General features: G+C 69.5%; 15 protein-coding genes, 1 tRNA gene and 1 riboswitch. Of the genes, 13 read left to right on the forward strand and 3 right to left on the reverse strand.

The genetic code is table 11. The annotated features are described in order from the left end of the window. Positions 1–18: 18 nt before the first annotated feature. The 10 genes from IE325_RS21320 (at position 19) to IE325_RS21365 (ending at position 11,373) form a co-directional block, all read left to right on the forward strand. Positions 19–663 carry a SurA N-terminal domain-containing protein gene (locus IE325_RS21320; protein ID WP_190071558.1) on the forward strand — a complete coding sequence of 215 codons (645 nt, stop codon included), beginning with the start codon at positions 19–21 and terminating at the stop codon, positions 661–663. 134 nt (positions 664–797) lie between these two features. Next, positions 798–1,793 (forward strand): nucleoside triphosphate pyrophosphohydrolase, encoded by a 996-nt coding sequence (locus IE325_RS21325; protein ID WP_190071559.1) that lies wholly within the window; start codon positions 798–800, stop codon positions 1,791–1,793. Positions 1,794–1,835: 42 nt separating this feature from the next. Next, on the forward strand, positions 1,836–3,998 hold the full coding sequence (locus IE325_RS21330) for a tetratricopeptide repeat protein (protein ID WP_190071560.1): 2,163 nt from the start codon (positions 1,836–1,838) through the stop codon (positions 3,996–3,998). Continuing rightward, the gene (locus IE325_RS21335; protein WP_190071561.1) at positions 3,995–5,278 is read left to right on the forward strand and encodes a cytochrome P450 family protein; all 1,284 of its coding nucleotides are present in this window, start codon (positions 3,995–3,997) and stop codon (positions 5,276–5,278) included. The genes IE325_RS21330 and IE325_RS21335 overlap by 4 nt, the downstream gene beginning before the upstream one ends. A gap of 168 nt (positions 5,279–5,446) precedes the next feature. Next, positions 5,447–6,493: a transglycosylase family protein gene (locus tag IE325_RS21340; protein ID WP_190071562.1), complete on the forward strand. Its 1,047-nt coding sequence runs from the start codon at positions 5,447–5,449 to the stop codon at positions 6,491–6,493. Between the two features lie 209 nt (positions 6,494–6,702). Then, positions 6,703–6,902, forward strand: a riboswitch (cyclic di-AMP (ydaO/yuaA leader). 4 nt (positions 6,903–6,906) lie between these two features. After that, on the forward strand, positions 6,907–7,584 hold the full coding sequence (locus IE325_RS21345; protein WP_190071563.1) for a LysM peptidoglycan-binding domain-containing protein: 678 nt from the start codon (positions 6,907–6,909) through the stop codon (positions 7,582–7,584). Between the two features lie 292 nt (positions 7,585–7,876). Further along, positions 7,877–9,157 carry a phosphopyruvate hydratase gene (gene eno / locus IE325_RS21350; protein ID WP_190071564.1) on the forward strand — a complete coding sequence of 427 codons (1,281 nt, stop codon included), beginning with the start codon at positions 7,877–7,879 and terminating at the stop codon, positions 9,155–9,157. A 93-nt stretch (positions 9,158–9,250) separates the two neighbouring features. Further along, the gene (locus IE325_RS21355) at positions 9,251–9,727 is read left to right on the forward strand and encodes an FtsB family cell division protein (protein WP_190071668.1); all 477 of its coding nucleotides are present in this window, start codon (positions 9,251–9,253) and stop codon (positions 9,725–9,727) included. A 26-nt stretch (positions 9,728–9,753) separates the two neighbouring features. Further along, positions 9,754–10,272 carry a DUF501 domain-containing protein gene (locus IE325_RS21360; protein ID WP_190071565.1) on the forward strand — a complete coding sequence of 173 codons (519 nt, stop codon included), beginning with the start codon at positions 9,754–9,756 and terminating at the stop codon, positions 10,270–10,272. A 144-nt stretch (positions 10,273–10,416) separates the two neighbouring features. Beyond that, positions 10,417–11,373, forward strand: coding sequence for a Ppx/GppA phosphatase family protein (locus IE325_RS21365; RefSeq protein WP_190071566.1), 957 nt, complete (start codon positions 10,417–10,419; stop codon positions 11,371–11,373). Positions 11,374–11,468: 95 nt separating this feature from the next. Here the strand turns inward: IE325_RS21365 and IE325_RS21370 are convergent, their stop codons facing one another. After that, positions 11,469–11,693 carry a hypothetical protein gene (locus tag IE325_RS21370; RefSeq protein WP_190071567.1) on the reverse strand — a complete coding sequence of 75 codons (225 nt, stop codon included), beginning with the start codon at positions 11,691–11,693 and terminating at the stop codon, positions 11,469–11,471. Positions 11,694–12,228: 535 nt separating this feature from the next. Here IE325_RS21370 and IE325_RS21375 point away from each other — a divergent pair. Both IE325_RS21375 and IE325_RS21380 read left to right on the forward strand, forming a co-directional pair. Further along, a complete protein-coding gene (locus IE325_RS21375; protein ID WP_190071568.1) occupies positions 12,229–13,617 on the forward strand; it encodes an NAD(P)/FAD-dependent oxidoreductase in 1,389 nt (462 codons plus the stop codon). Positions 13,618–13,804: 187 nt separating this feature from the next. Then, on the forward strand, positions 13,805–15,103 hold the full coding sequence (locus IE325_RS21380) for an SAM-dependent methyltransferase (RefSeq protein ID WP_190071569.1): 1,299 nt from the start codon (positions 13,805–13,807) through the stop codon (positions 15,101–15,103). 52 nt (positions 15,104–15,155) lie between these two features. Here the strand turns inward: IE325_RS21380 and IE325_RS21385 are convergent, their stop codons facing one another. Next, positions 15,156–17,687 (reverse strand): ABC transporter permease, encoded by a 2,532-nt coding sequence (locus IE325_RS21385; RefSeq protein WP_190071570.1) that lies wholly within the window; start codon positions 17,685–17,687, stop codon positions 15,156–15,158. Further along, entirely contained in the window at positions 17,687–18,457 is a 771-nt protein-coding gene (locus tag IE325_RS21390; RefSeq protein ID WP_190071571.1) for an ABC transporter ATP-binding protein, read from the reverse strand. Before IE325_RS21390 ends, IE325_RS21385 begins: the two co-directional genes overlap by 1 nt. A 393-nt stretch (positions 18,458–18,850) precedes the next feature. Between IE325_RS21390 and IE325_RS21395 the strand changes: the two genes are divergently transcribed. After that, positions 18,851–18,934 (forward strand) — tRNA-Leu (locus tag IE325_RS21395). The last annotated feature ends 153 nt before the right edge of the window (positions 18,935–19,087 follow it).

Raw genomic sequence — 19,087 nt, forward strand, 5'->3', positions numbered from 1 at the left:
CTCCAACGGGAGGTCCCCTTGCACCGCCGCCGTCGCACCGCGCTCCTCCTCTCCGCCGCGATCGCGGCAGCACCCCTGCTCACCGCCTGCGGAAACGACGCGCACCCCGGTGCCGCCGCCGTCGTCGGGGACCAGCGGATCACCGTCTCGCAGCTGGAGAACAGGGTGAGCGAGGTACGCGAGGCCCAGCGCGCGGCCGTGCCGGACGAGGCCGCGTACGCGCAGGTCATCGCCAAGTCCGGCAGCCTCCCGCGCGACGTCCTGCACAACATGGTCCTCGACGAGGTGCTGCACCAGGCCGCCCGGGACGAGGGCGTGACCGTCACCCGCAAGGAGCTCCAGTCGATGCGCGGTGGCCTGGAGGACCAGGTCGGCGGCGCCAAGGCCTTGGAGGCCGCCTGGCTCCAGCAGTACGGCGTCCCGCCGCAGCGCCTCGACGAGAACCTCCGCGTCCAGCTGGAGGCGCAGAAGCTCGCCACCGCTCTCGGCACCGACACCGGCAAGCCCGCCTTCTGGAACGCCATGGCCGCGGCGTCCAAGAAGCTCGACATCGACCTCAACCCGCGCTACGGCAGCTGGGACGTGCAGAAGAGCAGCCGGACGGACGCGAAGACTCCGTGGGTGCGCGAGGTGACGGCAGCGGCGGCACAGCAGCCGATGTGACGGCCGAAGGGTCCGGCTCCGCCCCCTGTGGAAAACTTGGCAGCCGTCTCCCGCGCTGTGGGTAACCCCGGGAGCCCCCTCCCGCCCTGTGGATAACTCAGGGCGTCGTCGGTCGCTTGGGTTACGTTCGGATCGTGAACGCAACCAGTCCCGAAACCGCCGGCGCCACCGACGCCACCCCCGGCCGCATCGTCCTGCTCACCACCAGCCACCGGGTCGCCCCCGGCCTGCTCTCCTGGCCCGCCTGGCAGGCGCTGCGCTCCGCCGACCGTGTGCTGTGCGCGGACGGGGCGCATCCGCAGTTGCCGTATCTGCGGGAGGCCGGGACCGCGGTCGACGAGGCCGCCCCGACCGCCCAGGAGCTGATCGACGCGTGCGCCGGCGGCCGCACGGTCGTGGTCGTGGCGACGGGTGAGGGCGAGCCCGCCCTCACCGACGGCCTCGCCCGCCTCGCCGGCACCGGCCGCGTCGCGATGCCGGACCTGGAACTGCTCCCCGCCTCCTACGACCTGCCCGGCGCCCGCCTCCTCGACCTCGTGCAGGTCATGGACCGCATCCGTGCCGAGTGCCCCTGGTCCTCCCAGCAGACCCACAAGGGCCTGGCGAAGTACGGCATCGAGGAGGCATACGAACTCGTAGAGGCGATCGAGGACGGCGACCGCGACGAGCTCCGTGAGGAACTGGGCGATGTCCTGCTCCAGGTCGTCTTCCACTCCCGTATAGCGGAGGAGGACCCGGAGGCCCCCTTCTCCATCGACGACGTCGCGGGCGGCATCGTCACCAAGCTCATCCACCGCCATCCCCATGTCTTCGGCGAGGAGACGGCGACGACCCCCGAGGAGGTCAAGGAGCACTGGCTGCGCACGAAGGCGGTCGAGAAGCAGCGGGAGTCGGTGACGGAGGGCATCCCCCTCGGCCAGCCGGGCCTGGCCCTCGCGGCGAAGCTGGCGTCCCGGGTCCGGACGGCGGGCCTGGAGGTGCCCCTGCCGACGGGCGAGGGCATCGGCTACGAGCTGCTGGCGATGGCGGTCGAGGCGGAGGCCGCCGGGGTGGATCCGGAGGCGGCGTTGCGGGTCGCCGCGCGGGCTTATCGGGATGCCGTGCGGGCTGCTGAGGGGGTGTCCTCTTAGTACCGTTGGGGCAACGGGCGGGTGCGAGGCGTGGGGGCCGGTGTGGCAGCGGAGCTGGAGGAACTGAGGGACGCGCTGGTGCGCGCGATGAGCACCTCGCCGGAGACGGCGAGGTGGGTCGCGGACCTGATGATGGTGCTGGGCAACCCCGGGGTGGTGGACACCAAGTTCCTGGAGATCCTGCGCGAACGGGATCGGCATCAGTTCTCCGCCCTCCAGGCCCTGGTGAGCGAGCAAGGCGTCGTGAACGGCGACGACGCCACTCAAGTCGCCGGTGACCATGTCGACTTCCGGGAGTCAGCCTTCCACGACCGGGTCGTGGGCGTACAGCACAACCACTACGGCAGCGTTCCCGCCCCGGCGGAGTGGCAGCCGGTCGGGCTGGTGGAGCCCATGGAGTTCGGTGTGCGTCCCACTCGGCATGTGCCCGGGCTGCCCGATGTGCCGCCGTACGTTCCGCGCGACTGCGACGGGGACTTATGGGCCAAGCTCGCGCACAGAGGGCTGGTGCTGATCCTCGGGGAGCCGTACGCGGGGAAGTCGTACACCGCGTGGCAGGCCGTGCGGTCGCTGGAGGGTCACCGGCTGTATGTCCCGGACCCCGGCGAGGATCTGCGGGGACTGCTCGCCGCGATGAAGGGGCGCAGCGGACGGTATGTCGTGTGGTTGGACGAGGTGACCGACCATCTCGGCGAAAGAGGCCTGGATCCACGGCTGCTGGGGCGGATCACCGGCCTGGGCGCGGTCGTGCTGGGGACGATGAGCCCCGACGAGTACTACCGGCGCCGCACCGGCACGACCCCCGGCGACCGGGTCGTCGCCGCGGCTCGCACGGTGGAGCTGCCGCGTGAGTGGAGCGAGGCCGAGCTGGCACGGCTCGCGGCACATGAGGACGACCCGCGGGCGTATCCGGCGTACATGTGGAGCGGTCGGGAGGGGGCGGCCTCCTACTTCGCCGTGGGGCATCTGCTGTTCGACGAGTGGGGCCGCGTGGGGACCCAACTGGACCATCCGCGCGGGCAGTTGCTGGTCCGGGCGGCGGTCGATCTCGCGCGGTGCGGGGTCACCGTGGGCGTCCCGGCAGAGCTGCTGAAGAAGGTGCAGGCGCAGTACAGGGCGGAGGAGAAGGAGTCCTTCGAGGATGCCCTCGCCTGGGCCTCGGCGCCGATGTTCGGGGCCTCGGGCCTGCTGGTGGCGGGGGAGCGGGACGGCACCTGGCGGGCGTACGGGGCGCTGGTCGCGGAGGCGCTCAGGTCGGGCGGTCTGGAGCCGGTTCCGGACGAGGTGTGGTGGACGCTGCTGGACGCGCCGGAGTCCGAGGCTCCGTTCGAACGCGACGCGGTTCTCGACGCGGTCCGTGCCGCACTGCACCCGCGGTTCGAGGCGGGGGACACGGAGCTGATGGTGGCCTTCGCCCGCCGGGTCGACGGCGACGAGCGGGAGGCGATGTTGCGCCGGGCCGCCGACGCGGGACACACGGGGGCGGTGGAGGAGCTGGCGTCCCACCTGCTCGACGCCGGGGACGAGGAATCGGCGCTGTGGTGTCTGGAGACGGCGGCCAGGAGCGGAAGCGTCTGGGCCGCCCGGGAGGCCGGACGGCTGCACCATGACCTGGCGGAGCGATGGCTTCGCAGAGCCGCCGAAGCGGGGGACGGCGCCGCGGCCCATCAGCTGGGCATGCTGCTGCGCGGTGTCGACAACGACGCGGCGCTTCACTGGTTCACCAGGGCGGCCGACGCCGATTACGAGCAGGTCGCCACCAGCCTCGCCGGCCTCCTCTACAACTGGGGGGACCTGGACGGCGCGGAGCACTGGTACCGCCGTGGCATCGCCCTGGGGGACAGCGGGGCCATGCACGACCTGACGTTCCTGCTGAGAGAGAGGGGCGGCCATGAGGAAGAGGTCGAGGCGCTGCTGCGCCGGGCCAAGGACGCGGGCATGGAGATCGCCCAGGTGAACCTCGGGATCTTCCTGGCGTCGAAGGGGGCCGTCGAAGAGGCGGAGGAGCTCTTCCGCGCGGCTGCGGCTCAGGGCAGGGAAGAGGCCATGTTCCAGCTGGGCGTTCTGCTGGAGGCCACCGGCAGATCGCAGTCGGCAGACGAGTGGTACCGGAAGGCCGCCGACTGCGGCGATCACTACGCGAAGAGACGCCTGGCCGAGCGGGCCGCCGACCGAAGCGGCGGGTCGGCTACGGTCGAGGAGTGACCCTCCAGCCCCACCCTCCGACCCCCGGCACCCCCACACCCCCCGACCTGTTCACCTGGGAGTTCGCCACCGACCCCTACCCCGCCTACGCCTGGCTCCGCGAGCACGCCCCCGTGCACCGGACGCGGCTCCCCAGCGGGGTGGAGGCCTGGCTGGTCACGCGGTACGCCGATGCCAAGCAGACCCTCGCCGACAACCGGCTCTCCAAGAACCCGGCGCACCACGACGAGCCGGCGCACGCCAAGGGGAAGACCGGTATCCCGGGAGAGCGCAAGGCCGAGCTGATGACGCATCTGCTCAATATCGATCCGCCGGACCACACCAGGCTCCGCCGGCTGGTCTCCAAGGCCTTCACGCCCCGCAGGGTGGCCGAGTTCGCGCCACGGGTGCAGGAGCTCACCGATCAGCTCATCGACCGGTTCGCGGCGGAGGGCAGCGCGGATCTGATCCATGAGTTCGCCTTCCCCCTCCCCATCTACGCCATCTGCGACCTGCTCGGCGTCCCGCGCGAGGACCAGGACGACTTCCGGGACTGGGCGGGCATGATGATCCGGCACCAGGGCGGGCCGAGGGGCGGGGTCGCGCGCTCCGTGAAGAAGATGCGGGGCTATCTGGCCGACCTCATCCACCGCAAGCGCGAGGCACTTCCGGCCACCCCCGATCCCGGCGAGGACCTCATCTCCGGGCTCATCCGCGCCTCCGACCACGGTGAGCACCTCACCGAGAACGAGGCGGCGGCGATGGCCTTCATCCTGCTGTTCGCCGGTTTCGAGACCACGGTCAATCTCATCGGCAACGGCACCTACGCCCTGCTCACCCACCCCGAGCAGCGCACCCGCCTCCAGTCCTCGCTCAACGCGGGCGACACCGCCCTCCTCGAAACCGGCGTCGAGGAACTCCTCCGCTACGACGGCCCCGTCGAGCTCGCCACCTGGCGCTTCGCCACCGAGCCGCTCACCATCGGGGGGCAGGACATCGCGGCCGGCGACCCCGTCCTGGTCGTGCTGGCCGCCGCCGACCGTGACCCGGAGCGATTCGCCGACCCGGACGTCCTCGACCTCGGCCGCCGCGACAACCAGCACCTCGGTTACGGCCATGGCATCCACTACTGCCTCGGCGCCCCGCTCGCCCGTCTGGAGGGCCAGACCGCGCTCGCCACGCTCCTGACCCGGCTGCCCGATCTGCAACTCGCGGTGGACCCGGCCGAGTTGCGATGGCGGGGCGGACTCATCATGCGCGGACTGCGTACGCTTCCGGTGGAGTTCACCCCACTTGGGTGAGTGCGTCCACCCCGGCAAACATGACACGCGCTCATGTCTGTGATCTTCACGTGATCTACGCGGCATTAACTTGTGACAAGTGATCGTCTGCCTATACGTTCACGGATCAACGACGGTGCCAGGTTTCACGCGCCGCTCGGTCACAGCTGCCTCGCGAAAGGTCCCCGCATGCTCTCCGGGAACGGTCGTCACCGTCGCCCCCGTCAGGCTCCGGCTCTCCTCGTCGCGGCCGGAGTGACCGGATCCGCCATCGCCATCCCGCTGCTCGGCGCCACGGGCGCGAGCGCCGCCGATGGCACCGTGTGGGACAAGGTGGCCGAGTGCGAGAGCGGCGGCTCCTGGAGCGCCGACACCGGCAACGGGCAGTACGGCGGGCTCCAGTTGACCCAGGACGACTGGGAGAAGTACGGCGGCCTGGACTACGCCTCCGCTCCCGACCTGGCCAGCCGCTCCCAGCAGATAGCCGTGGCCCAGAAGATCCTCGCGGACCAGGGGACCGCCCCCTGGGGCACCTGTGCGGTGCTCAACGGGCTCACGAAGACGTCCGGTGCGGTCGACCTCGACACCGGGGTGGCGGAGGACTCGCCCTCCGAGGTGTCCGGGTCATCCGGATTGCTGGATTCATCCCAGTCGTCCGGCTCGTCTGATTCATCGAACTCGTCCGGTTCATCGAGCGAGTCCGGCTCCGACGCCGACGACTCCTCGACCCCCTCCGACGACCCCTCGAACTCGGCGAGCGGCTCACCCGAAGCCGACGATTCATCTGAATCGCCCGGGAAATCATCATCCTCTCCCTCTTCGCCCGGCGAGGGCGGTAAGTCCACGAAGCCCGAAAAGTCGACCGACTCTCAGCCCTCGCAGTCGCCCGACAGCTCCCCCACGGAGACGCCCAAGAGCGACAATCGGGACAACGCCGAGCAGGACGCGGGCTTCTGGAGCCTCGTCGACACCGGGGCGATCGACTCCTCGGAGGCCGGTTCCGGGCGCCATCGCGGTGACAGTGCCGACGAGAGCGAGGCGACCGACGCGACCGCCAAGTCCTCCGGCCGCCATGCCTCGTACCGTGTCCGCTCCGGTGACACGCTCGCCTCGATCGCCGACTCCCTTGACCTCGACGGCGGGTGGCGCGCGCTGTACAAGGCGAACGAGAGCGCCATCGGTGCCGACGCCAACCACATCTTCCCCGGTCAGACCCTGGACGTCCCCGCCGAATAACGCCCGAACAGGGCGAAAAACAGCGGCAGTTCGCGTCATGTTTCGCTGCTATATGTCCGTTTTGATTGCAGTGAGAGATAGATCTCAGAAGCCCTGATCGTCTTTGTCATTCCGGGAATCGAGTGTCTACGGTCGTGATCGCTCGCCACCAGTGCGAGCCCCGACAGCCGTCACGCCGAATCCTGCCGGCGGCCGTACGGGAACAGTCGTCGCGTAAAGCGCCGTAGGCAGGAGCGGGGGACCCAAGGTTTGCGCCGGGTCCGGCAGTTGAGGCCCTTCGGGGCCGGACGGCCGGAGTCGGCTTGGGGTGAAGCCGCGCAACGTGAGCCGAGAGGCGAGCGTGCGCGGCCGGGCAACTCAACCGGCCCGAACCCGACAGCTCACCTCGCAGGCGTCGGTGAGGGGATCTCTCCATGCTGTTTTCCAGCAAGGGCAAGCACCGTCGTCCGTCCAAGGCCGTCCGCGCCATCGCCGTCGTCGGCGTCACCGGTGCCGCCGCCGTAGCCGCCCCGCTGATGGCCGCCGGCAGCGCCTCGGCCGCCACCGCCTCCGAGTGGGACGCCGTCGCCCAGTGCGAGGCCGGCGGCAACTGGTCGATCAACACCGGCAACGGCTACTACGGCGGTCTGCAGTTCTCCGCCTCGACCTGGGCCGCGTACGGCGGCACCGCGTACGCCGCCACCGCCGACCAGGCCACCAAGGCCCAGCAGATCGAGATAGGCGAGAAGGTCCTCGCCGGCCAGGGCAAGGGTGCCTGGCCGAACTGCGGCACCGGCCTGTCCAGCGCCGCGTACAACGGCTCCTCGGCGAGCACCGAGTCCGCGCCTCGCACCACCGAGAAGCAGTCGGCCTCCCGCTCCGCCGACCGCCCGGCCGCCGAGAAGAAGAGCACCAAGACCGTCACCACCCCGACCGGCAAGAAGGTCAAGAAGGGCGACGGCGAGTACAAGGTCGTCAAGGGTGACACCCTCAGCTCGATCGCCGCGGACAAGAAGGTCAAGGGCGGCTGGGAGAAGCTGTTCCAGCTGAACAAGGACATCGTCGAGGACGCCGACCTGATCTACCCCGGTCAGCAGCTGCACCTGAAGTAATACGCACGCGACAGCTGAACCACAGCGCCCTCACATCCGTGGACCACATAGTGAAGGCGTCGTGAGGGTCACCCCCGTCCCCCACGGCCTCCCCGCCTCGGTGCGTCTTCCCCCGTACGCACCGGGGCGGGGTTATTTGTGCCGGGTCTTTGTTCCGTTCGGAAACAATTTACTCTCGGTTCTGTCCACGGGGCGGTCGACCGCTGGTCTGATGCCCTGAGCCGGTTAGGCTCGTCCCGCAGTACCCACCGCGGTCTGCGTACCCGCGTCACATCCGAAGAAGGAGATGCTCGTGCCGTCCATCGACGTCGTCGTAGCCCGGGAAATCCTGGACTCCCGAGGCAACCCCACGGTCGAGGTCGAGGTCGGCCTCGACGACGGCAGCACGGGTCGTGCCGCCGTCCCGTCCGGCGCCTCGACCGGTGCCTTCGAGGCCATCGAGCTCCGCGACGGTGACCCCAACCGTTACCAGGGCAAGGGTGTCGAGAAGGCCGTCCTCGCCGTCATCGAGCAGATCGGCCCGGAGCTCGTCGGCTACGACGCCACCGAGCAGCGCCTGATCGACCAGGCCATGTTCGACCTGGACGCCACCGACAACAAGGGCTCCCTCGGCGCCAACGCCATCCTGGGTGTCTCCCTGGCCGTCGCGCACGCCGCCTCCGAGGCGTCCGACCTGCCGCTGTTCCGCTACCTCGGTGGCCCGAACGCGCACCTGCTGCCCGTCCCGATGATGAACATCCTCAACGGCGGATCCCACGCGGACTCCAACGTCGACATCCAGGAGTTCATGATCGCCCCGATCGGCGCGGAGTCCTTCTCCGAGGCGCTGCGCTGGGGCACCGAGGTCTACCACACCCTCAAGAAGGTGCTGAAGGGCCGCGGCCTGTCCACCGGCCTCGGCGACGAGGGCGGCTTCGCCCCGAACCTCGGCTCCAACCGTGAGGCCCTCGACCTCATCCTCGAAGCGATCAAGGAAGCCGGCTACGCGCCCGGCGAGCAGATCGCCCTCGCCCTCGACGTCGCCGCCTCCGAGTTCTACAAGGACGGCGTCTACACCTTCGAGGGCAAGGCCCGCTCCGCCGCCGAGATGACCGAGTACTACGCCGAGCTCGTCGAGGCGTACCCGCTGGTCTCCATCGAGGACCCGCTGTTCGAGGACGACTGGGACGGCTGGAAGACCATCACCGACAAGCTCGGCGACAAGGTCCAGCTCGTCGGCGACGACCTGTTCGTCACCAACCCCGAGCGCCTGGCCCGCGGCATCGACGACGGCGCCGCCAACGCCCTGCTCGTCAAGGTCAACCAGATCGGCTCGCTCACCGAGACCCTGGACGCCGTCGAGCTGGCCCAGCGCAGCGGCTTCAAGTGCATGATGTCCCACCGCTCGGGCGAGACCGAGGACGTCACCATCGCCGACCTGGCCGTCGCCACCAACTGCGGCCAGATCAAGACCGGCGCCCCGGCCCGCTCCGAGCGCGTCGCCAAGTACAACCAGCTGCTGCGCATCGAGGAGATCCTCGACGACGCCGCGGTGTACGCCGGTCGTAGCGCCTTCCCGCGCTTCAAGGGCTGACACAGGCCTTAGGGCAGCGTCGTACGTACGTCCCCGTACTCGGTCCCGTACCGTGTGCGGGGACGTATGCGTGTGGAACGGGAGGCGGGGAACATGGCCGTGAAGGACCGGGACCGGTTCTCCACCGCGACCAGGATCCGGTTGCTCGGCGAGCAGACGGCGGCCCGTGTCTACCGCTCCCAGACCAAGCGGCAGGCCCGGCGCTCCCGGCTCACCGGACGCGCCGCGCTGCTCGCGCTGGTGCTCTGCTCGCTGGTCGTGGCGCTGGCCTACCCGATAAGGCAGTACGTCTCCCAGCGTGCCGAGATCACCGACATGCAGCGGGAGAAGGAAGAGGCCGCCCGGCGCGTCGAGGAGCTGCGTGACACCAAGGCACGCTGGCAGGACGACGCGTACGCCGAGCAGCAGATCCGGCAGCGGCTGCATCTGGTGATGCCCGGGGAGACCGGGTTCATCGTGGTCGACCCGGACGCGGCGAAGAAGTCGCGGACCGACCGGAGCGAGGCGGACCGTCCCTGGTACGCGAACTTCTGGGACGGGGTCGACAAGGCCGACGCCGCCAAGCACTGAGCATTCGAACCGATAGAAAGACAGGCATGGAAACGCCCCCGTCGCCCACCCCGCGCACCGAGCCCACCGACGCGGACGTCGAGGCCTTCAAGCAGCAGCTCGGCCGTCCTCCGCGCGGGCTGCGCGCGATCGCGCACCGGTGCCCGTGCGGACAGCCGGACGTGGTCGAGACGGCGCCCCGGCTGCCCGACGGCACGCCCTTCCCGACCTTGTACTACCTGACGTGCCCGCGTGCGGCGTCGGCGATCGGGACGCTGGAGGCCGAGGGCGTCATGAAGGACATGACGGCCCGGCTGGAGACGGACCCTGAGCTGGCCGCGGCGTATCGCTCCGCGCATGAGGACTACATCCGGCGGCGCGACGAGATCGAGGAGCTGACCGGGTTCCCCAGCGCGGGGGGTATGCCGGACCGGGTGAAGTGTCTGCATGTGCTGGTGGCGCACTCGCTGGCCGCGGGGCCCGGGGTGAATCCGCTCGGGGACGAGGCGATCGCGATGCTGCCGGAGTGGTGGCGCAAGGGGCCGTGTGTGGTTGCGGGGGAGTGAGTCTCGCCCCCGCCGCCCCTTCCCGTCCCAACCCCGGGGGCTGCGCCCCCGGACCCCCGCTGCCGGCCCTGAACGGGCCTTGTCCTCAAACGCCGGACGGGCTGAAAAACCAAAAGACGCCCCCGTACCTCCGAAAGGCCCCCTATGCCCCGCGTCGCCGCCATCGACTGCGGTACGAACTCCATCCGGCTCCTCGTCGCCGACGTCGACCCCGCCACCGGTGAACTCGTCGATCTGGACCGGCGTATGACCATCGTGCGGCTCGGGCAGGGCGTCGACCGTACGGGGCGGCTCGCCCCGGAGGCGCTGGAGCGGACCTTCGCCGCGTGCCGTGACTATGCGGCGATCATCAAGGAGCACGGCGCCGAGCGGCTGCGGTTCGTCGCCACCTCCGCCTCGCGGGACGCCGAGAACCGGGACGAGTTCGTGCGCGGGGTGATGGACATCCTGGGGGTCGAGCCCGAGGTGATCACCGGGGACCAGGAGGCCGAGTTCTCCTTCACCGGGGCCACGAAGGAGCTGACGGGGCGTGCGGATCTGCACCGGCCCTACCTCGTCGTGGACATCGGCGGCGGGTCGACCGAGTTCGTGGTCGGTGAGGAGCACGTCCGGGCGGCACGCTCCGTGGACGTCGGCTGTGTGCGGATGACCGAGCGGCATCTCGTGCGCGACGGTGCGGTCTCGGATCCGCCGGCCGAGGAGCAGATCGCGGTGATGCGGGCCGACATCGAGGCGGCCCTCGACCTCGCCGAGGAGACGGTGCCGCTGCGCGAGGCCAGGACGCTGGTGGGGCTGGCCGGTTCGGTCACCACGGTGTCGGCGATCGACCAGGACCTGCCCGAGTACGACTCGGCGCGCATCCACCACTCCCGGGTCACCCTCGACCGGGTCCGCGAGATCACCGACCGGCTGCTGCACTCCACCCACGCCGAGCGCGCGGCCGTGCCTTCGATGCATCCGGGGCGGGTCGATGTCATCGCGGCCGGTGCGCTGGTGCTGCTCGCGATCATGGAGCGGATCGGCGCCGAGGAGGTCGTCGTCAGCGAGCACGACATCCTCGACGGCATCGCCTTCAAGGTGGCGGAGGACGCCGCCGAGTAAGCCCTACGGCGTCGAACGGCCCCGGTCCTCACCAGAGGAACCGGGGCCGTCTCGCGGGCCTCATCCATATTGCCGTCGGCGTGCGAAACCGTCCGTCAGTTGCAGAGGATGACGAGGAGGCCGCTGCACCCATCGTCGTCGCCGTAGCCTCCATAGCCCGAACTCACTTGGGCGACCGTGGCCTTGGCGGCGGGATGGGCGGGTGCTGCGGTGGCGGACGCGGCCGTGGCCACGCCCGATGCCAGGGCGATGCCGAGGGCAACGCCGACCGGGACTATTCGCTTCGCGGCCCGCTGCGGGGCCTTCTGTGAGGTGATCATGGCTGCACGTTATGTGTCTTTCCGATCATTTTCGCGCGGAGTGTGGCTACCGGGTGACGGTGACTCAGATCCCGTACGCGAGGTGGCTCGCATCTCGTTTCCTACTGGTTGGTAGCCATCGGCTGAGCGGTGCGGTTAGCGTATGAGCGCCTTTCGGAGGCCTCGTAAGGGCCCTTCGGGCCACCCGCCGAAGAATGTTCGTGAAGTTCTTCACAAGGAAATCGGCCCTGTCGGAGCACTGATCGGTACCGGTTGACCCTTCCGAGGGGTGAACAGGCCCTTGAACATGTTCAGACGGCCGGTGTAAGGGAGCTTCGGGAGCCCTGCGGCGGAGGGCTTTCCGCTCCGCTCGCAGGGGGTCGGGAGAGCCAGAGAGGCAGCTCACGCGGCATTGACAACGGGTCGAACCACCCGCCGGTTCCTGATCGTGACCATGACCTCGGTCACGCGGGCCGGGGATGGTAGCACAGGGCGTGGAAGAGCTTGTGAAGGGGCGCACGAGCGACCCCCCTGAGGCGGGTGGATACTCGATGGCATGAGCACCACGGAGCGTCCCAGGATCCTCGTAGTAGGCGGTGGGTACGTAGGCCTGTACGCAGCTCGGCGCATTCTCAAGAAGATGCGCTATGGCGAGGCGACCGTCACGGTCGTCGACCCCCGGTCGTACATGACCTACCAGCCCTTCCTCCCCGAAACCGCCGCCGGCAGCATCTCCCCGCGCCACGTCGTCGTCCCGCTGCGACGCGTGCTGCCCAAGGCGGAGGTCCTCACCGGCCGGGTCACCACCATCGACCAGGACCGCAAGGTCGCCACGATCGCCCCGCTGGTCGGCGAGGCGTACGAGCTGCCCTTCGACTACCTGGTCATCGCGATGGGCGCGGTCTCCCGCACCTTCCCGATCCCCGGCCTCGCCGAGCAGGGCATCGGTATGAAGGGCATCGAGGAGGCCATCGGCCTGCGCAACCACGTCCTCGAGCAGCTCGACAAGGCCGACTCCACCACCGACGAGGAGATCCGCCGCAAGGCGCTCACCTTCGTGTTCATCGGCGGCGGCTTCGCCGGTGCCGAGACCATCGGTGAGGTCGAGGACATGGCCCGCGACGCGGCCAAGTACTACACCAGCGTCTCCCGCGAGGACATGCGCTTCGTCCTCGTCGACGCCGCCGACAAGATCCTGCCCGAGGTCGGCCCCAAGCTCGGCCAGTACGGCAAGGAGCACCTGGAGGCCCGTGGCGTCGAGGTCTACCTCTCGACCTCCATGGACTCCTGCGTCGACGGCCACGTCGTGCTGAAGAACGGCCTTGAGGTCGACTCCAACACCATCGTGTGGACGGCCGGCGTCAAGCCGAACCCGGCGCTCTCCCGCTTCGGCCTGCCCCTCGGCCCCCGCGGTCACGTCGACTGCGAGCCGACCCTCCAGGTCAAGGGCACCGACTACATCTGGGCCGCCGGCGACAACGCCCAGGTCCCGGACCTCGTCGGCCGCAAGGCGGGCAACGAGAACGCCTGGTGCCCGCCCAACGCCCAGCACGCGCTGCGCCAGGCCAAGGTCCTCGGCGACAACGTGATCTCCGGTATGCGGGGCTTCCCGCAGAAGGACTACTCGCACGCCAACAAGGGCGCGGTGGCCGGCCTCGGCCTCCACAAGGGCGTCGCGATGATCGTCATGGGCAAGATGAGGATCAAGCTCAAGGGCCGTCTCGCCTGGTACATGCACCGTGGCTACCACGGCATGGCGATGCCGACCTTCAACCGCAAGATCCGCGTCTTCGCGGACTGGACGCTCGGCATGTTCCTCAAGCGCGAGGTCGTCGCCCTCGGCGCCCTGGAGACTCCCCGCGAGGAGTTCTACGAGGCCGCCAAGCCCGCGCCGGTCCCCGCCGCGAGCGCCGCCGACAAGGGTGAGAAGGCCAAGGCCTCCTGACCCGAGCCGGTCGCTGAACCGACCGAAGGACCTCCCGCCATCCGTGGTGCGGGAGGTCCTTCGGCGTTCCGGGCCTCCGTCCCGGTTGTTTGCCCAGCCGTAACGCGCGTGGGGGACTGCGCGGGGGGCTCCCAGGTGTTTACGTGGTGTTGGGACATTCCGGGATCAGATCACGGAGGTGTGCGCCATGGCCGACGCCGCTGTGCGGCTGAAGAGCCTTCTCGAACAGTTGCTGGGAGTTCCCTTCCCGGTGCGCATCCGCGCCTGGGACGGTTCGCAGGCGGGGCCGCCGGACGCGCCGACTCTCGTCGTACGCAATCGCCGTGCGGTACGGCGGCTGCTGTTCAAGCCCGGCGAACTGGGCCTGGCCCGGGCCTGGGTGGCCGGGGACATCGACATCGAGGGGGACCTCTACGGCGCCCTCGACCGGCTGGCGGGGATCGTGTGGGAGCGGGGGGAGGATGCCAGGAGCCCGGCTCAGGCGCTCCGGGACCCCGAGGTACGCGCCGCGCTGCGCGGTCTGATCAGGCTCGGCGGACTGCCGCTGCCGCCCGCGCCGCCCCCCGAGGAGGTCCGCCGGGTCCGCGCCCATCTGCACACCAAGCGCACCGACAAGCGCGCCATCAGCCACCACTACGACGTCGGCAACGACTTCTACGAGATCGTCCTCGGCCCGTCCATGGTGTACTCCTGCGCCTACTGGTCGGCCCCGCCCCCGGACGGCACCCTGGAGGCCGCCCAGCGCGACAAGCTCGACCTCGTCTGCCGCAAGCTCGACCTGAGACCCGGTCAGCGGCTGCTCGACGTCGGCTGCGGCTGGGGCTCGATGGCCGTGCACGCGGCCCGCGAGTACGGCGTGAGCGTCGTCGGCATCACCCTCTCCCAGGAGCAGGCGGCGTACGCCCGCAAGCGCGTCGCCGACGAGGGGCTCACCGACCGGGTGGAGATCCGCGTCCAGGACTACCGGGACGTCGGCGACGGGCCCTACGACGCGATCTCCTCCATCGGCATGGCCGAACACGTCGGCGCCGAGCGGTATCTGGAGTACGCCGATGTGCTGCACCGGCTGCTCAAGCCCGGCGGGCGGCTGCTCAACCACCAGATCGGGCGGCGGCCGCAGCGCGATGAATCGACGTACGAGGTCGATGAGTTCATCGACGCCTACGTCTTCCCCGACGGTGAGCTCCAGCCCCTCGGCGTCACCGTCACCCAGCTCGAACGCGCCGGGTTCGAGGTGCGCGACGTGGAGTCGATCCGGGAGCACTACGCCCTGACGCTGCGCCGCTGGGTCGCCAACCTGGAGGCCGGGTGGGCGCGGGCGGTGAAGCTCACCGGCCCGGGGCGCGCCCGTGTCTGGCAGCTGTACATGGCGGCCTGCGCGCTGGCCTTCGAGCGCAATCGCATCGGCGTCAATCAGGTGCTGGCGGTGCGCACACCCGATTCCGGCGACTCGGCGATGCCGCTGCGGGCCCGTACCTGGGGCTGACATGCCGAGGGCCCCGCTCCCTCCCGGGAACGGGGCCCTCGCGCGCGTACGGCTATTCCGCCTTGATCGCGTTCAGCATGTTCAGCTTCGCGGCGTTGCGGGCCGGCCACAGGGCGGCCAGGACGCCCACCAGACCGGCAAGGACCAGGAAGATCCCGATCCGGTCCCAGGGCAGGACCAGCGCGTAGCCCGGGATCTTGTCGGCGAAGGTCTCGCCGATCGCCCAGCCGAGGAAGGCGCCGAGACCGATGCCGACCACCGCGCCGAACACCGAGATGACCACGGCCTCCAGCCGGACCATCCGCTTCACCCGGCGCCGGTCGAGACCGATCGCCCGCAGCATGCCGATCTCCTGCTGCCGCTCGAAGACCGACATCGCGAGGGTGTTGACGACACCCAGCACCGCGATGATCAGGGCCATCGCCAGCAGGCCGTACATGATGTTCAGCAGGGTGTTGATGACACCGCCGAACTCGTTGCGGATGTCCTGCCGGTCCATGACCTTGATCGCGGGGTTGTCGCCCAGCGCGTCGATGAGGACCTGCTCGTTCGCCGAGGTCTGGCCGCCGTCCGTCTTCACGAAGATCTGCCGGATGTACGGCTTGGTCTCGTGTTCGTTCACCACCTTGGTGTCGATGAGGACGGGGGAGAGGAACTCGCTGTCCTTGTAGACGGCGCCGACCGTCAGCGTGGCCTTCTTCTCGTCGGCGAAGGTGAAGGGGACGCTGTCGCCCGGCTTCCAGCCCTTGCTCTTCGCCGTCTTCTCGGCGACCGCGATCTGGCCCTTGGCGAGCGAGTCGACGTCACCGCTGACGACGTCGACGTTCAGGACGCGCTGGATGTCGCCCGGGGTGACCGCGGAGGCGGACACGTAGTCGTCGCCGGCCTGGAGGTAGGCGTCCTGCTGCGGGGAGACCGCGGAGACGCCCTTGGCCTTCTCCAGCGCGGTCAGCGCGGACTGGTCGAGGTCGCCGCCGTTGGCCATCGAGACCATGTAGTCGGCCTTGATGTTGTCCGTGGTCATCTTGTCGATGGCCGTGCCGACCGTGATGCCGAGCACCGACAGGCCGGTCACCAGCGTCAGTCCGATCGCCAGCGCCGAGGCGGTGGCTCCGGTACGGCGCGGGTTGCGGACCGCGTTCAGGCCGGCCAGCTTGCCCGCCACTCCGAAGGGGCCGACGAGCAGCGGACGGACGAGCGCGATGACGGGCCGGGACAGCAGCGGGATCAGGATGATCACGCCGATCAGCGCGAAGAACGCGCCCGCCCCGATGTACATCCGGCCGTCGTCGCCGCCGGTCGAGGCGCCCAGCACGATCCCGGCCGCGCCGAGGCCGGTGATGGCCGTACCGATGGAGTTGCGGACCACCAGCGACTTGGTGGTGGCCGCCGCGTGGAGGCTGTTCATGGCGGCGACCGGCGGGATCTTCGCGGCCCGGCGGCCGGGCAGCCAGGCGGCGAACATCGTGATCAGCACACCGACCGCGATCGCTGAGATCACCGGCGTGGCGGACAGGATCAGCGGACCGTCGGGGATCTTCATGTCGAACGCGGCCATGCCGGAGCGCAGTCCGACCGCGAGGCCGATGCCGAGGCCGAAGCCGATCACCGAGGCGACCAGGCCCACCAGCGCGGCTTCGGCGAGCACCGAGCGGGTGATCTGCTTGCGCGACGCACCGACCGCGCGCATCAGGGCGATCTCCTTGGTGCGCTGGGCGACCAGCATGGTGAAGGTGTTGGAGATCAGGAAGATCCCGACGAACAGCGCGATGCCCGCGAAGCCGAGCAGGACCTGCTTGAGCGAGCCCAGACCCTGCTCGATCTGCTCGGCCTGCTTGTCCGCGAGCGCCTGGCCGGTCTCGGCCTCGGCGGTGTCCGGCAGCAGCGGCTTGACCGCGGCGAGGATCTTCGCATCGTCGGCGCCGGGGGCGGCCGTGACGGTGACGCTCTCGAAGTAGCCCGGCTTGAGGTACTGCTGCTGGGCGACGGCGGTGTCGAAGAGGACGAGGCTGCCGCCGGCGTTCACGGCGCCGTCCTCGGTGGTGAAGACACCGCTGAGGGTGTACTCCTTCACCGGGCCGTTGGTCGCGACGCGCACCCGGTCGCCGACCTTGTACTCGCCCTTGGTCGCGGACTCCTTGTCCAGGGCGATCTGATCGTCCTTCAGCGGTCCTGAGCCGTCGGTGAAGGTGTAGGCGGAGTCCTTGCCGTCCTTGCCGGGGGCGAAGTTGGAGCCCTTGTTGGACCAGCCGACGCCGATCAGCTTCCCGTCGGGGTCGGCGACCCCGGCGAAGCCCTCGACGCGGCCGTACGCCCCGGCGACGCCGTCGATGGCGCTGATCTTGTCGAGGGTCTTCCGGGAGAGGCCGGGCTCCTTCTTGGTGTCGTCGGGGTCGGCGTACGAGGTGACGGAGACGGCGACGTCGTCGTAGCTCTTCGCGCTCTGGTTGCGGAAGGCGTTGGAGAGGGTGTCGGCGAAGACCAGGGTGCCGGAGACGAACGCGACGCCGAGCATGACGGCGAGCACGGTCATCAGCAGCCGGGCCTTGTGCGCGAGTACGTTGCGCAGGGCGGTGCGGAACATCAGCTGGTGCGGCCCTTCGCGTCGAACTGCTTCATGAAGTCGAGCACGTTGTCCGCGGTCGGCCGGTACATCTCGTCGACGATCCGGCCGTCCGCGAGGAACACCACGCGGTCCGCGTACGCCGCGGCCACCGGGTCGTGCGTCACCATCACCACGGTCTGCCCCAACTCCCGTACGGAGTTGCGCAGGAAGCCCAGCACCTCGGCGCCCGAGCGCGAGTCGAGGTTTCCGGTGGGCTCGTCGCCGAAGATGATCTCGGGGCGGGAGGCGAGGGCGCGGGCCACGGCGACGCGCTGCTGCTGGCCGCCGGAGAGCTGGGCGGGGCGGTGCTTGAGCCGGTCGGAGAGGCCGATCATGCGGATCACCGAGTCCACCCACTGCTGGTCCGGCTTGCGGCCCGCGATGTCCATCGGGAGGGTGATGTTCTCCATGGCGGTCAGCGTCGGCAGCAGGTTGAACGCCTGGAAGATGAAGCCGATCTTGTCCCGGCGCAGCTTCGTGAGCTGCTTGTCCTTCAGGGTGCCGAGCTCGGTGTCGCCGATGCGCACCGACCCTGAGGAGAAGGTGTCCAGACCCGCCACGCAGTGCATCAGCGTGGACTTGCCGGAGCCGGAGGGGCCCATGATCGCGGTGAACTCGGCCTGCCGGAAGTCGACGGAGACCCGGTCCAGGGCGACCACCTGGGTCTCGCCCTGTCCGTAGATCTTCGACAGATCCGTGGCCCGTGCGGCCACGGTGGTGGCCCGGTCGGCGATGGGTGCGGTGGTCACGAGAAGAACGCTCCTGAAGGGACGGCGGTGTGTTCGAAGGACGTATCCATCGTCCCGGCCGCGAACCGCCGTGTAGTCCGTCCCTGTTCTGGTCCCGAAGGCAGACTGCGGATGGACCACGGGCGCCTGTGTCATACCTGAGGATGACGGCGGCCCCTGACACCCGTTCGCATCGGGAACAGGTGGAGCGTCCTTGTTCGGGCGGTGAAATTCCGTCATTCCGTATGCGGCGCCGACCACCGCGCGTAAGGCTATTGGCAAGTGCGGATGGCGTGTTCCGTGGGCTGATGCACCCTCAGACATCAATAAAATAAGACAACATCGGTCCGCCCGTCCGCTGTTCGGGGGATGTATCCCGATAGGCTCGGAACCTCGATGCGGAGCCCATGGCCTGCCCAGATGGTGGAATGCAGACACGGCGAGCTTAAACCTCGCTGCCCCTTCGCGGGCGTGCCGGTTCAAGTCCGGCTCTGGGCACTTCCGACTCTCTTCTGCTCCTTCAAGAGTTGACCCCGATTCAAGAGTTCCCGCGCAACCGTTGACAGCGGGCCTGCGCGGTCGGAGACTCGACATCGGAAATTGGTGAATAGAAGTTCACCAGGCGAACGGCGTCCATGTGAAGGGAAGCGA

It is taken from the genome of Streptomyces lanatus (assembly GCF_014655715.1).
Taxonomy (GTDB): domain Bacteria; phylum Actinomycetota; class Actinomycetes; order Streptomycetales; family Streptomycetaceae; genus Streptomyces; species Streptomyces lanatus.